We start from the raw sequence: 14,061 nt of genomic DNA, 5'->3' as shown, positions 1-14,061 counted from the left end.
TTCCCGCGGAAGCCGCCCGTGCGGCCCGCGGGAACGGGGCGCCCGTCTTCCCGCTCCGTTCTCCCGTACTCCCCCCGCCCCCGCGATACGGCCGATTCCGGCCACGTCGGCAGAGTTGCCCAGGTCTTAACGAAGCGACGGATTGTGCACCCGAAAATCGTGGGAAGGCTCATCCGGTACGTACGGCAAGCACGCTCGTTTCACCCGATTCCACCGCTATTAGAGTGAACGCGGACAGGAGCGGCCATGCCCGCAGCCCGCCAGTCACCGTCAGAGCAGCTACAAATAAGATCAAAGTCAGGCAAAATCCCCCGATCCGTTCGACCTGCCCTGCCTGCCACGCCCGCTCAGCCCTCAGGTGATTTCATGATCGGTCGCATTCCCGTCCTGGACGTACGCCCTCTCGTCAACTGCGGCAAACGCCCCGCCAAGGCGGTGAGCGGAGAGACGTTCCAGGTCACCGCGACCGTCTTCCGTGAGGGCCACGACGCGGTCGGCGCCAATGTCGTCCTGCGCGGCCCGGACGGCCGGCCCGGCCCCTGGACCCCCATGCGTGAGCTGGCCCCCGGCACCGACCGCTGGGGCGCCGACGTCACTCCGACGTCCGAGGGCCGGTGGACCTACAAGGTGGAGGCGTGGAGCGATCCGCTCGCCACCTGGCGTCATGCCGCCCAGATCAAGATCCCGGCCGGGATCGACACGGAGCTGGTCCTGGCCGAGGGCGCCGCGCTCTACGAGCGGGCCGCGGCCGGCGTCCCCAAGCGCGAGGGCCGCGAGGCGGTCCTGGCCGCCGTGGACGCCCTGCGCGACGAGCGCCGCCCGGCCGCCGCCCGGCTCGCCGCCGCCCTCACCCCGGAGACCGACGACGTCCTGTCCCGGCACCCGCTGCGCGAGCTGGTCTCGGCGTCGAAGCCCGTCAAGCTGCTGGTGGAGCGCGAGAGGGCGCTCTACGGCTCCTGGTACGAGCTGTTCCCGCGCTCCGAGGGCGCGGTCGTCACACCCGGCGAACCACCGGTCAGCGGCACATTCAAGACAGCAGCCGAGCGGCTGCCGGCCGTCGCCGCGATGGGCTTCGACGTCGTCTATCTGCCGCCGATCCATCCCATCGGCACCGCGCACCGCAAAGGCCCCAACAACACGCTGTCCCCCGGCCCGGACGACGTCGGCGTCCCCTGGGCGATCGGCTCGGCGGACGGCGGCCACGACGCGATCCACCCCGACCTCGGCACGATCGAGGACTTCGACGCCTTCGTGGCGAAGGCGGCCTCGCTGCGCATGGAGATCGCGCTGGACTTCGCGCTCCAGTGCTCGCCCGACCACCCCTGGGTGAAGGAGCACCCCGAGTGGTTCCACCACCGCGCGGACGGCACGATCGCGTACGCCGAGAACCCGCCCAAGAAGTACCAGGACATCTACCCCATCGCCTTCGACCGCGACATGGACGGCCTGGTCGCGGAGACCCTGCGGGTGCTGCGGTACTGGATGGACCACGGCGTCCGGATCTTCCGCGTCGACAATCCGCACACCAAGCCGGTGGTCTTCTGGGAACGGGTGATCGCGGACATCAACACCACCGACCCCGATGTGATCTTCCTGGCCGAGGCGTTCACCCGGCCGGCCATGATGCACACCCTGGGCGCGATCGGATTCCAGCAGTCGTACACGTACTTCACCTGGCGTACGACCAAGCAGGAACTGACCGACTACCTCACCGAGCTGTCGGGCGATTCCGCCTCGTACATGCGCCCGAACTTCTTCGTCAACACGCCCGACATCCTGCACGCCTATCTTCAGGAGGGCGGCCGTCCGGCATTCGAGGTACGCGCGGTACTCGCCGCGACGATGGTGCCGTCCTGGGGCGTCTACGCAGGGTATGAACTCATGGAGAACGCCCCGGTCAAGCCCGGGAGCGAGGAGTATCTGCATTCGGAGAAGTACGAGCTGCGCCCCCGGAACTGGGAATCGGCGGAGCGAGAGGGACGCACCATCGCCCCGCTCATCACCGCGCTCAACCGGATCAGGCGCCGGCACCCGGCGCTGCAGCAGCTGCGCGACATCCACTTCCACCACGTCGACAACGACGCCGTCATCGCCTACAGCAAGCGGTCGGGCTCGGGCTCCGACGTCGTGCTGGTCGTCGTGAACCTCGATCCGCACCACACCCAGGAGGCAACGGTCTCGTTGGACATGCCGCGGCTCGGCCTCGACTGGCACGAGACCGCCCCGGTGCGCGACGAGCTCACCGGCGAGATCTACCACTGGGGCAGGGCCAACTACGTGCGCCTGGAGCCGGGTGTGACACCCGCGCACATCGTCGTTCTGCGACCGTCCCCGCCGATCGGAGGGTCACCCACATCATGATCATCAATGAGCCCGTCCACGACATGTTCGAGGACACTCCCGCGAAGGACCGTGACCCCGACTGGTTCAAACGAGCCGTCTTCTACGAAGTCCTGGTGCGCTCGTTCCAGGACAGCAACGGCGACGGCATCGGAGACCTCAAAGGCATCACCGCCAAACTGGACTATCTCCAGTGGCTCGGTGTCGACTGTCTCTGGCTGCCGCCGTTCTTCAAGTCCCCGCTGAGAGACGGCGGTTACGACGTCTCCGACTACACAGCGGTACTGCCCGAGTTCGGCGACCTCGCCGACTTCGTGGAGTTCGTCGACGCCGCCCACCAACGCGGCATGCGCGTGATCATCGACTTCGTCATGAATCACACCAGCGACCAGCACAACTGGTTCCAGGAGTCGCGCAAGGACCCCGACGGGCCGTACGGCGACTACTACGTCTGGGCCGACGACGACAAGCAGTTCCCGGAAGCGCGGATCATCTTCGTCGACACCGAGTCGTCCAACTGGACCTTCGACCCGGTCCGCAAGCAGTACTACTGGCACCGTTTCTTCTCGCACCAGCCGGACCTCAACTACGAGAACCCGGCCGTCCGCGACGAGATCATCTCCGCGCTGCGCTTCTGGCTGGACCTGGGCATCGACGGCTTCCGCCTCGACGCCGTGCCGTACCTCTACCAGGAGGAGGGCACCGACTGCGAGAATCTGCCGGCCACCCACGCCCTGCTGCGCGAGGTCCGCGAGATCGTCGACACGCACTACCCGGACACCGTGCTGCTCGCCGAGGCCAACCAGTGGCCGGAGGACGTCGTCGACTACTTCGGCGACTACGCCAAGGGCGGCGACGAGTGCCACATGGCGTTCCACTTCCCGGTGATGCCGCGGATCTTCATGGCCGTACGGCGCGAGTCCCGCTATCCGGTCTCGGAGATCCTGTCCAAGACCCCGGCGATCCCGACCGGCTGCCAGTGGGGCATCTTCCTGCGCAACCACGACGAGCTGACGCTCGAAATGGTCACGGACGAAGAGCGCGACTACATGTACGCGGAGTACGCCAAGGACCCGCGGATGCGCGCCAACATCGGCATCCGGCGCCGTCTCGCCTCACTGCTGGACAACGACCGCAACCAGATCGAGCTGTTCACCGCTCTGCTGCTGTCGCTGCCCGGCTCCCCGATCCTCTACTACGGGGACGAGATCGGGATGGGCGACAACATCTGGCTCGGCGACCGCGACGCCGTACGGACCCCGATGCAGTGGACCCCGGACCGGAACGCGGGCTTCTCGTCCTGCGACCCCGGCCGGCTCTACCTCCCGACGATCATGGACCCGGTCTACGGCTACCAGGTCACCAACGTCGAGGCCGCGATGGCGTCGCCGTCGTCGCTGCTGCACTGGACACGGCGCATGATCGAGATCCGTAAGCAGAACCCGGCCTTCGGGCTCGGCTCGTACACGGAACTGCCGTCGACGAACCCGGCCGTGCTCGCGTTCCTGCGGGAGGCGCCGTCGCAGGACGGCAACGGCGACGACCTGGTGCTCTGCGTGCACAACTTCTCACGCTTCGCACAGCCCACGGAGCTGGATCTGCGGGCCTTCAGCGGGCGCCACCCGGTGGAGCTGATCGGCGGGGTGCGCTTCCCGGCGATCGGCGACTGGCCCTATCTGCTGACACTGGCGGGCCACGGCTTCTACTGGTTCCGCCTCCGGCAGGACCCCACGCCCGTCTGAAACGCCGAACAACCGGCCTGACGACGAACAACTGCGGGGCGGTCGGTTACCGCCGCCCCGCACGGGGCACCATCCACGACATCGAGTGGTCCGTACGAACGGGCTTCCCACGCCGTACGGACCAGGGCACGCCCCAACGGTCCGTACGGGCCATCCTCACCCGACACGTCCCGCACAGCCGGACTCCGTTGCCGCAATCCGGGACACTCTGCGCATCCTGTGGTGTGCCCGGGGAAAGGACGCGATGCCATGTCGAAGGCTGCATCCACCCGGAGCTCACCACGCCCCGGTGCGGCGCTCTCGCCCGCCGCGGCCGAGAGAGTGGTCGACTCACTGGCGCCACTGCTCCACGAGTGGCTGCCGCGACAGCGCTGGTTCGCCGGCAAGGGCCGCCCCATCACGGGCTTCGCCGCGGTCGCCGCGACCGAGCTGATGCCGCCCACCGCCTCGGGTCCCGGGCCCGGTCTGCTCCATCTGCTGGTGCGGGTCGAACAGCGCGCCACCCCCGACCTGGACGCGCCGCCCGTCCCCGTCCCCCCCACCGACGACTGCTACCAGCTGCTGCTCGGCGTACGGCCCACCCTGCCGCCCCAGCTCACCGCCGCGCGCATCGGCATCGTCGACACGGGGCCGCTGGCCGGCCGGGTCGTCTACGAGGCACTGCACGACCCGCGCCTCGCCGACCTGCTGCTGGAGCACCTGCGCTCCCCCGGCGCGCTCGGGCCGCTGCGCTTCGACCGCGCCGTCGAGATCCCGGCGGGGCTCACGCCGCGCCTGCTCGGCGCCGAGCAGTCGAACTCCTCCGTCGTGTACGGCGAGGAGTACATCCTCAAGATCCTGCGCCGGGTCTTCCCCGGCGCCAACCCCGATCTGGAGCTGCCGCTCGCCCTCGCGGGCCAGGGCTGCCGGCGGGTGCCGTCACCGGTCGCCTGGTTCGAGGCCGTGGGCGACGGCGCCGGGCGGGAGCCGCTGACGCTCGGGGTGCTCCAGCCGTACCTCCAGGACTCCGAGGACGGCTGGCAGCTCGCGCTGCGCACGCTGGCCGACGGCGGCGCCTTCACCGACGAGGCGCGTGCGCTGGGGCGGGCCACCGCCGAGGTGCACCTCGCGCTGGCCGCCGCGCTGCCGACCGTGTCCCTGGGGCCTCGGCAGACCGCCCAGCTGGCCGAGGCCATGTCGGGGCGGCTGGACGCCACCGCGCAGGCGGTGCCCGCGCTGCTGCCGTACGTCGCCGGACTGCGCACGGCCTTCGACGCGCTCGCCCGGTCCGGGAGCGGCGGCGCGGGCTCCGGGGGCGGCCCCGTCGGCCTCGTCACGCGGGCGCAGCGGGTGCACGGCGATCTGCATCTCGGCCAGACGCTGCGGACACCGGACGGCGAGTGGTCGCTGATCGACTTCGAGGGCGAACCGGCCAGACCCCTCACCGAACGCCGCCGCCCGCAGCCCGCGGTGCGCGACGTGGCGGGCATGCTCCGCTCGTTCGACTACGCGGCCCGCTTCCACGAGCCCTGGAGCCCCGACTGGGCGGAGCGCTGCCGGTCGGCGTACTGCGACGGTTACGCCGAGGGAACGGGCACCGATCCGCGCGAGGACCCGGCGCTGCTGCGGGCATACGAGACGGACAAGGCGGTGTACGAGGTGCTGTACGAAGCCAGGAACCGTCCCGACTGGCTCCCCGTCCCGATGGCGGCGATCCAGCGTCTGGCCGGCGGCCTTCCCTGACACCGACCGCCCGCTACCGAAGCCCGGTGGGCCCACCCACCGGGCACGCCGGCCCACCGGCCCCCGAGACCCCCGTCATCCCGCCGAGGAGGCAGCCCCCGTGACCGCCCGCCCGCCGTCCGAGAATCCGTCAGAGCCGCAGCCCCAGCTCCCCGCCGACGCACGCCGCAAGCGGGACGAGCCCCCGGCGAAGGGCGCGGCGCCCGTCGCGAAGGAGGGGAAGGAGGAGAGGAAGGAATCGGGGAAGTCCGAGAAGGCCGCGAGGAGCGAGAAGGCCGTCAGGACCGGGAAGGCCGGCAAGGCGGAGAAGGCCGCGAAGGCTCCGAAGCCGCCGGAGCCGGGCGCCGTCGCGCCGGGGACCCCCGCGCCGCAGACACCCGCGCCACGGGCGCCCGAGGCGGAGCCCGTCGCCCCGAAGCCGGTCGCTCCGGGGGCCGGCGGCCATGTCCTACGCCCCGCGCCGCCGCTCGCCGACTCCGACCGGCACCGGCTGCTCCACGGCTCGCACCACGACCCGCACGGCGTGCTCGGTGCCCACCCCGGCAAGGGCGGCGTCGTCTACCGCGCGCTGCGGCCGTACGCGAAGGCCGTCACGGTCGTCGCCAAGGGGCTGCGGGCCCAACTGCACGACGACGGGGACGGGTTCTTCTCCGGCGTACTGCCGTGGCGCAAGGTCCCCGACTACTCGCTGCTGGTGCGTTACGGGGCCACGGCGGAGGAGAGCGGAGGCACCGCCGACGAGGTCGACGAGCTGGAGGTGCAGGACCCGTACCGCTTCCTGCCCACGCTCGGCGATCTCGATCTGCATCTCATCGGCGAGGGCAGGCACGAGGAGCTGTGGCAGGCGCTCGGCGCCCACCCGATGGTCCACCAGGGCGTCACCGGCACCCGCTTCACCGTCTGGGCGCCGAACGCGCAGGGCGTGCGGGTGACGGGCGACTTCAACTACTGGGACGGCACCGTCTACCCGATGCGCTCGCTCGGCTCGACCGGCGTGTGGGAGCTGTTCGTGCCCGGTGTCGGCGAGGGCGCGCTCTACAAGTTCGACATCACCCGGCCCGACGGGTCGCACACGCTGCGCGCCGACCCGATGGCCCGCCGCACCGAGGTGCCGCCGTCGACCGCGTCGATCGTCACCGAGGCGCACCACGTGTGGCACGACGAGGAGTGGATGGCGCGCCGCGGCGATCTGCCGGTGCACGAGGCGCCGCTCTCCATCTACGAGGTGCATCTCGCCTCCTGGCGACCGGGCCTGACGTACCGTCAACTCGCCGTGCAGCTCCCGGCGTACGTCAAGGACCTCGGCTTCACGCATGTCGAGCTGATGCCGGTCGCCGAGCATCCGTTCGGCGGTTCCTGGGGCTACCAGGTCACCGGCTTCTACGCCCCGACCTCCCGGATGGGCACGCCCGACGACTTCCGCTTCCTGGTGGACACACTGCACCGCGCGGGCATCGGCGTGATCGTGGACTGGGTGCCGGCGCACTTCCCGAAGGACGAGTGGGCGCTGGCCCAGTTCGACGGCAGGCCGCTGTACGAGCACGCCGACCCGCAGCGCGCGGAGCATCCCGACTGGGGGACGTTGGAGTTCGACTTCGGCCGTACCGAGGTGCGCAACTTCCTTGTCGCCAACGCCACTTACTGGTGCGAGGAGTTCCATATCGACGGTCTGCGGGTCGACGCCGTCGCGTCGATGCTCTACCTCGACTACTCGCGCGAAGCCGGCGAGTGGACGCCGAACGAGCACGGCGGCCGGGAGAATCTGGACGCCGTCGCCTTCCTGCAGGAGATGAACGCGACCGTCTACCGCCGCTGCCCCGGTGTCGTCACGATCGCCGAGGAGTCCACGGCCTGGGACGGCGTCACCCGTGCCACGCACCACATCGGGCCGGGCGGCTTCGGCGGTCTCGGCTTCGGTCTGAAGTGGAACATGGGCTGGATGCACGACTCCCTGGACTACGTCTCCAAGGAGCCGGTGCACCGCAAGTACCACCACGGCGAGATGACGTTCTCGATGGTGTACGCGTACAGCGAGAACTACGTCCTGCCGATCTCGCACGACGAAGTCGTGCACGGCAAGCGGTCGTTGGTCTCCAAGATGCCCGGCGACTGGTGGCAGCAGCGGGCCAACCACCGGGCGTATCTGGGCTACATGTGGGCGCACCCGGGCAAGCAACTCCTCTTCATGGGGCAGGAGTTCGCCCAGGGCGCGGAGTGGTCGGAGGGCCACGGCCCGGACTGGTGGCTGCTGGACCCGTCGTACGAGGCGGAGGCCGACCACCGCGGCGTACGGGACCTGGTGCGCGACCTGAACGTGGTCTACGGCCGGACCCCGGCGCTCTGGCAGCGCGACACCGACCCCGGGGGTTTCGCCTGGGTGGAGGGGGACGCCGGGGAGGACAACGTGTTCGCGTTCCTGCGCTTCGACGCGGAGGGCGCGCCGCTGCTCGCCGTCTCCAACTTCTCGCCGGTGGTGCGGCATCAGTACCGCATCGGGGTGCCGGAGGGCGTCTCGGGCTGGACGGAGGTCCTCAACACGGACGCGGGGCGCTACGGCGGCGGGGACGTGTTCAACCTGGACACCCTCAAGCCGGAGGCGACCCCGGCGCACGGCCGCCCGGCCAGCATCCAACTGACGCTGCCGCCGCTGGCGACGCTGTGGCTGAAGCCGGTGTGAGCACACGCGCCCTGAACGGCCGGAGACTTGACCGGGCCCCGTCGGGTGGCCGGAGCCAGTCCTGCGGATCTTCGTGGATCGGGCCCCGGAACGCGCCCTAGCCGCCCGTGTGGTGGGTCTCGTGCTCCCAGTCGGCCCGTGGCTGGGTGTGCAGCCGCCAGTAGTGCGCGGCGATGTCGTCCGGGTCGAAGTCCGTCCCGGGCGCGACGGGGCCGTGGACGGTGACGCTCGCGACGTGGACGCCGGCGGCGCCGTAGGTCTGGTCGAGCAGGGTGACCAGGGTCCGTACGCCCGCCTTGCCCAGCGACAGGCTCACGTACTGCGGCTTCGGCTCGGGCATGCCCCCGGTGATCAGGAACGTGCCGCCGCCCCGCCGCGCCATCCCGGGCGCGACGTGGGCGGCGGCGGTGAGCGCGCCGCCGACGTTGACCGCCCAGGCGTCGAACTGTTCGCGGAGGGAGAGTTCCCCCACCGAGTCCGCGCGGACGAGCGCCGCGTTGTAGACGACGACGTCCGGCGGGCCGAGTTCACCGGCCGCCTTGTCGAGCGCCGCGCGCAGGGCGGTCTCGTCCGTGCTGTCGGCCGCCTGTGTCACCACGCGTACCCCGGTGTCCGCGACCGCGTCGGCCGCCGCCCGCAGGGTCTCCTCGCGCCGCGCGATCAGCGCGACGGGCAGCCCCTCGCGGGCGAACCTCCGGGAAACCGCCCGGCCTACCCCGGGCCCCACTCCGATGATCACCGCTCCGGACACCGCTGCTCCCCTTGCTTCGCTCCCACTGCCGGACAAGCGAAACGGTAAAGGTTCACACCAGTGTGAAGGTCAAGCCCCGGCCGCCGGCCACCCTCCTCAGCAACCCGCGCTCAGCCGGACGCCCGGCGACGTCTCACACCCCGCCCCGTGCTGCCCGGACAGCAGAAGCGCGACGACCGTCGCCGCCACGGCGAGCGCCCCCGCCACCGTGGCGGGGACCCCGCGTCCGCGCTTCCCCCGGCTTCTCGTACGGCGCATGTCTCCCCCGTTGTGGACATGACGACCGTGCCCCGCCGGGGGCGGGGTTCACGACCCCGGGCGCCCCTCGGTGGCGCTCTCGTACGCGAGCCGGGGCGGGACGGAGACATTCCGTACGATGCCGAGTCGCTGCGTCGCCCGGGTCAGCGCCACGTACAGGTCGTTGGTGCCGCGCGGCGAGCCGTCCAGGACGGCCTCCGGGTCGACGACGATCACCGTGTCGAACTCCAGGCCCTTCGCCTGCCGGGGGTCGAGCAGGACGACCGGCCGGGTGAGGTCGGGGGCCACTCCCCAGGAGGCGTCGGGGAGTTCGGCGGCGAGCGCGGGCAGCAGCGCGGCGGGGGCGATCACCGCGAGACGTCCGTCGGCGCCGTGTTCCGCCGCGTGCGAGGCCGCGTGCTCGACGGCGCTCTCGGCGGCCGTACCGACGAGGTCGTCCGGCTTCACCTCCCGTACCCACGGGCCGACTCCCGTCGAGCGGACCGAACTCGGCGGTTCGAACGCCGGATCCTCCAGCCGCCTGACCTCGGCGGCGACGGCCATGATCTCGGCGGGCGTACGGTAGTTGACGCCGAGCCGTACATGCTCCCAGCGCTCACCGACGTACGGCCGCAGGATCTGCCGCCAGGAGTCGCAGCCGGCCACGTCCCCGGTCTGCGCCGGGTCGCCGACCAGCGTCATGGAGCGGGCCGGGCAGCGGCGCATCAGCAACCGCCAGGCCATCGCGGACAGTTCCTGCGCCTCGTCCACCACGATGTGGCCGAACGCCCAGGTGCGGTCGGCTGCGGCGCGCTCGGCGGCGCTGCGGGTGTCGGCCTCCTCCTGCCGCTCGGCGAGGCGTTCGGCGTCGATGAGGTCATGTGCGAGCAAGACCTCGGACTCGTCCTCCTCCTTGTCCTCGAACTCGTAGGTGCGGGAGCCGTAGCTCAGCTCCAGCACGCCCTGCGCGTATTCGATCCGCTCGCGCCGCTCGGTCTCCGCGGCGGCGCGCGCGGCGGCGTCGTCCTCGCCCAGCAGTTCCGCGGCCTCGTCGAGGAGGGGGACGTCGGCGGCGGTCCAGTCGTCGGCGCCGCTGACCTGACGGCGGATCAACTCTCCGTCGCCGTCGGGCAGATGGCTGGGCTCAGCGAGGTAGTCGGCGACGAGGTCCTGGGGGGTGAGGGTGGGCCACAGCTCGTCGATCGCGGACTGCACCGCCGGGCTGGTGGCGATCGCCTTGCCGAGCTGGGCGATGTCGGTGGCGTCGAGGAGGTTCGGGCCACCGTACGGGTCGGCGCCGAGGCGCTCGGTGAGCTGTTCGGTGAGGGAGTCGATCACGGAGAACGCGAAGTGCGGCCGGGCGAGATTGTGCGGGAGGTCGACGTTACGGGCGCGGGCGCGCGCGTCCTCGGCCATCGCCCGGTCCAGGTACAGCGTTCCGTCGTCGTGCTCGATCTCGAAGTGCGGATCGGGGACTTGCTGGCGGTCGCGCAGCGCGGCGGCCAGCACGCCCGCCATCTCGGCGCGCCCCTTGACGGCCGCGGCGGCCGGGGTGTCGGTGGCCGTCGCGTGTACGCCGGGGAAGAGCTCACCGACCGTCGCCAGCAGCACACCGGTCTCGCCGAGTGAGGGCAGCACCTCCCCGATGTAGCCGAGGAAGGCCGGGTTGGGCCCGACGATCAGCACGGCCCGCCGGGCCAGCTGCTCGCGGTGCGCGTACAGCAGATACGCGGCGCGGTGCAGCGCGACGGCGGTCTTGCCGGTGCCCGGCCCGCCCTCCACGACGAGCACCCCGCGGTGCGGCGCGCGGATGATGCGGTCCTGCTCGGCCTGGATGGTCCGCACGATGTCGGTCATCCGCCCGGTGCGGGCCGAGTCGAGGGCGGCGAGCAGCACGGCGTCGCCGTCGGGGTCCTCGTACCCGGTGCGGGTGGTGTCGGTGAGATCCATGATCTCGTCGTGGAGCGCGGTGACGCGCCGGCCCTCGGTGGTGATGTGCCGGCGGCGGCGCAGACCCATCGTGGAATAGCCGGTGGCGAGATAGAAAGGACGGGCCACGGGAGCACGCCAGTCGATGAGCAGCGGGGTGCGTTCCACGTCGTCCTGCCGCATTCCGATTCGGCCGATGTGGTGGGTGACGCCGTCGGTGAGATCGATACGGCCGAAACAGAGCCCGGTCTCCACGGCATTCAGCGTGGTGACGGTGCCGGAGTGCTCGGCGACCCGGATGTCCCGCTCCACCATGGCCTGCCGACCGGTGCTGACCTGCCCGATCGACGTGCGCACGGCGGCTTCGGCCTGCTCCCTGAGCGCGTCGAGACGCTCATGGAGGAGCGAGACGAATTGCTGTTCGCTCTGCAATTCCTCGGTTGACAATTCAGCCCCTGTCCGATACGCTTTGCCTTGTGAGTTGATTTCGGCTTTCGAAAAGCAGGAAAGTCGAAACACCCAATATACGCAGAGCAATACCCCGGCCGTCAATTCGGTGCCGGGGTATTTTTGTGCGCGGGGCCGCGGTGGCGGGTGTCGGACGAGGCGTCAGATGACGTCTTCCAGTTCCTGGAGCAGCCGGCGCTTGGGCCGGGCCCCGACCATCGACTTCACCGGCTCGCCGGCGCGGAACACCAGCAGGGTCGGCATCGCGAGGATGCCGTACCGGTTCATCGTCTCCGGGTTCGTGTCCACATCCAGCTGTACGACCTTGAGCCGCGCCGCCTCCTCCGCGGCCACGGCGCTGAGCACCGGTGCGAGCTGGCGGCAGGGCGGGCACCAGTCGGCGGTGAACTCCACCAGCACGGGAAGGTCGGCCTTCAGTACTTCGTCGTCGAAGCTCGCGTCCGTGACGGCGGCGACGCCTTCTGCCTGGATCATCTGTCTTCTCCCTCTCGGAGCGGGTACATGGTCAGCTCGCACAACGGCTCGGGCATCGGCGGCTCGGGCGACGGCCCGGGCGACGGCGACCGGGGCCGCTCGACGGCCTGGGCAGCCTCGGCCTGCGCGAGCTGCTCGCCGACCTGGGCCCGTATCGAACCGAGCCGCCCGATCAGCTCGTCCAGCTCGGCGAGCTTGCCCCGGTACACGTCGAGCGAGGCGGGGCAGGAGTCCCCGGCCGGATGCCCGGCCCGCAGACACTCGACGAACGGCCGCGTCTCCTCCAGATCGAACCCGAAGTCCTGCAGGGTCCGGATCTGCTGGATCAGCCGCAGATCGTCCTCGTCGTAGGTGCGGTAGCCGTTCCCCGCACGCCGGGCGGGCAGCAGCCCGCGGGACTCGTAGTAACGCAGAGTGCGGGTACTCGTCCCCGCCCGCTCCGCCAGCTCGCCGATGCGCATGTCCACGACGGTAATCCTTGACGTCGGCGTCAAGGCAACGGCCGGGGCGCCTCCGCCGTCGCGAGCGCGTGCCGGATCGCGGCCAGCGCGTCCTCGTCGGTCGCGTCGAGCAGCCGCGCGGCGCGCGCGAAGTCATGGGCGTGCTCGGCGAGGGTGGCCCTCGCCTCGTCGCCGGCCGCGCCCGCCGCGCTCGCGGCCACGCGCGTACCGGACCCGCGCCTGCTGTGCACGAGGCCCGCCGTCTCCAGCTCGCGGTAGGCCCGGACGACGGTGTTGTTGGCGAGTCCGAGGTCGGAGGCGAGCTGCCGTACGGGGGGCAGCCGGTCGCCCTCGCGCAGGCGCCCCACCGAGATCAGATCCGCGAGCTGCGCCCTGATCTGCTCGAACGGCGGGACGGGCGCGCGGGAATCCACCCGGATGGTGAGCCCGCCGGTGGTCATGGTCGCTCCTCGATATGAACGCGCGGCACGAGCAGGGCGACCAGGCACCAGCCGGCCGTCATGGCCGAGACGAACGCGACGCCCGCCAGGCCCACCGCGCCCAGGTCCCCGGCCCGCCCGCCGCAGGGGAGGCTGAACACGGCCACGGCCATGGTCGAAGATACGGCGAAGAGCGGCGCGGCCACCAACACGCCCCACGCCCCGACGGTCACCCGCGCCCGGACCCTCCGCCGGTCGCCGTCCCCGGCCCGCGCGGTGACGCGCCGCAGGGTCAGCGCACAGACGACGCTGCCGACGACGAGCCCACCGAGAACCGGCCACGCGTAGTACGGCCCCGGCCAGGGACCGACGACGTAGGTGTCCCCCTGACACCGCTCGACCAGCGCCCTGCCCGCGCGCCCCGCCCCGTCCGCGGACGCGGTACCGACGGCGACGCCCAGCAGCACCACCAGCAGCACGGCCTGCACGCCGAGGGACACGGCGAGCGCACGGGGTATCTGATCCCGCACCCGCCGCCGCACCACCACCGCCTCCCGCACACCACGCCGCCGGGGATGGACGACGAGATCCGCGAGGAGCACACCGGCGACGGAGCAGAGCCCGAAGACGGGGATGGCGTAGAGGAGATCGACGTCGGAGTCGGCGCTGAAGGTGACGACCCGACTGATCCCGAGCCCGACGAGAGGACCGGCCCAGCGAAGAGGAGCGTCCACCCAGACCCGCCAACTCCTCACCGGCACAAACGAATCGGACATACGGGCACCCCTCCCCGAGGCGTCGTCAAGTGTATCGGCGCTCTGACACAATCTGCCGAACCGAG

At 71.2% G+C, this 14,061-nt stretch carries 11 protein-coding genes; 4 read left to right on the top strand and 7 right to left on the bottom strand.

Annotated elements, in window-relative coordinates; genetic code table 11:
• Positions 1 to 366: 366 nt before the first annotated feature.
• The 4 genes from ACFUN8_RS27510 (at position 367) to glgB (ending at position 8,481) form a co-directional block, all read left to right on the top strand.
• Entirely contained in the window at positions 367 to 2,361 is a 1,995-nt protein-coding gene (locus ACFUN8_RS27510) for an alpha-1,4-glucan--maltose-1-phosphate maltosyltransferase (RefSeq protein WP_383642963.1), read from the top strand.
• Positions 2,358 to 4,082 carry a maltose alpha-D-glucosyltransferase gene (gene treS / locus ACFUN8_RS27505; protein WP_354607792.1) on the top strand — a complete coding sequence of 575 codons (1,725 nt, stop codon included), beginning with the start codon at positions 2,358 to 2,360 and terminating at the stop codon, positions 4,080 to 4,082. The genes ACFUN8_RS27510 and treS overlap by 4 nt, the downstream gene beginning before the upstream one ends.
• 249 nt (positions 4,083 to 4,331) lie before the next feature.
• Positions 4,332 to 5,804, top strand: a complete 1,473-nt coding sequence (locus ACFUN8_RS27500; RefSeq protein ID WP_383642959.1) for a maltokinase — start codon at positions 4,332 to 4,334, stop codon at positions 5,802 to 5,804.
• Between the two features lie 490 nt (positions 5,805 to 6,294).
• Entirely contained in the window at positions 6,295 to 8,481 is a 2,187-nt protein-coding gene (gene glgB / locus ACFUN8_RS27495; protein ID WP_383642973.1) for a 1,4-alpha-glucan branching enzyme, read from the top strand.
• 97 nt (positions 8,482 to 8,578) lie between these two features.
• On the opposite strand, the gene ACFUN8_RS27490 is transcribed toward glgB, so the two are convergent.
• The 7 genes from ACFUN8_RS27490 to ACFUN8_RS27460 all read right to left on the bottom strand — a co-directional run bounded on the left by ACFUN8_RS27490 (position 8,579) and on the right by ACFUN8_RS27460 (position 13,954).
• Positions 8,579 to 9,232, bottom strand: coding sequence for an SDR family NAD(P)-dependent oxidoreductase (locus ACFUN8_RS27490; RefSeq protein WP_383642956.1), 654 nt, complete (start codon positions 9,230 to 9,232; stop codon positions 8,579 to 8,581).
• A gap of 96 nt (positions 9,233 to 9,328) precedes the next feature.
• Positions 9,329 to 9,490: a hypothetical protein gene (locus tag ACFUN8_RS27485; protein ID WP_383642953.1), complete on the bottom strand. Its 162-nt coding sequence runs from the start codon at positions 9,488 to 9,490 to the stop codon at positions 9,329 to 9,331.
• Positions 9,491 to 9,538: 48 nt separating this feature from the next.
• Positions 9,539 to 11,845 carry a HelD family protein gene (locus tag ACFUN8_RS27480; protein ID WP_383642950.1) on the bottom strand — a complete coding sequence of 769 codons (2,307 nt, stop codon included), beginning with the start codon at positions 11,843 to 11,845 and terminating at the stop codon, positions 9,539 to 9,541.
• Between the two features lie 162 nt (positions 11,846 to 12,007).
• Positions 12,008 to 12,340, bottom strand: a complete 333-nt coding sequence (gene trxA / locus ACFUN8_RS27475) for a thioredoxin (RefSeq protein WP_383642947.1) — start codon at positions 12,338 to 12,340, stop codon at positions 12,008 to 12,010.
• A complete protein-coding gene (locus tag ACFUN8_RS27470) occupies positions 12,337 to 12,801 on the bottom strand; it encodes a MerR family transcriptional regulator (protein ID WP_383642970.1) in 465 nt (154 codons plus the stop codon). The genes trxA and ACFUN8_RS27470 overlap by 4 nt, the downstream gene beginning before the upstream one ends.
• A gap of 29 nt (positions 12,802 to 12,830) precedes the next feature.
• Positions 12,831 to 13,241: a GntR family transcriptional regulator gene (locus ACFUN8_RS27465; RefSeq protein ID WP_383642944.1), complete on the bottom strand. Its 411-nt coding sequence runs from the start codon at positions 13,239 to 13,241 to the stop codon at positions 12,831 to 12,833.
• On the bottom strand, positions 13,238 to 13,954 hold the full coding sequence (locus ACFUN8_RS27460) for a hypothetical protein (RefSeq protein WP_383642940.1): 717 nt from the start codon (positions 13,952 to 13,954) through the stop codon (positions 13,238 to 13,240). The genes ACFUN8_RS27465 and ACFUN8_RS27460 overlap by 4 nt, the downstream gene beginning before the upstream one ends.
• Between the last annotated feature and the right edge of the window lie 107 nt (positions 13,955 to 14,061).

The organism is Streptomyces sp. NPDC057307, assembly GCF_042667665.1.
Classification (GTDB): domain Bacteria; phylum Actinomycetota; class Actinomycetes; order Streptomycetales; family Streptomycetaceae; genus Streptomyces.
Note: the sequence above shows the minus strand (reverse complement) of the source record. Positions and strands in the feature narration are given on the sequence as shown.

Bases quoted from the DNA above. Each gene is read 5' to 3' on its own strand.
- treS (WP_354607792.1), top strand. From the start codon at position 2,358: ATGATCATCAATGAGCCCGTCCACGACATGTTCGAGGACACTCCCGCG.
- ACFUN8_RS27470 (WP_383642970.1), bottom strand. From the start codon at position 12,801: ATGCGCATCGGCGAGCTGGCGGAGCGGGCGGGGACGAGTACCCGCACT.
- ACFUN8_RS27465 (WP_383642944.1), bottom strand. From the start codon at position 13,241: ATGACCACCGGCGGGCTCACCATCCGGGTGGATTCCCGCGCGCCCGTC.
- ACFUN8_RS27500 (WP_383642959.1), top strand. From the start codon at position 4,332: ATGTCGAAGGCTGCATCCACCCGGAGCTCACCACGCCCCGGTGCGGCG.
- ACFUN8_RS27510 (WP_383642963.1), top strand. From the start codon at position 367: ATGATCGGTCGCATTCCCGTCCTGGACGTACGCCCTCTCGTCAACTGC.
- trxA (WP_383642947.1), bottom strand. From the start codon at position 12,340: ATGATCCAGGCAGAAGGCGTCGCCGCCGTCACGGACGCGAGCTTCGAC.
- ACFUN8_RS27485 (WP_383642953.1), bottom strand. From the start codon at position 9,490: ATGCGCCGTACGAGAAGCCGGGGGAAGCGCGGACGCGGGGTCCCCGCC.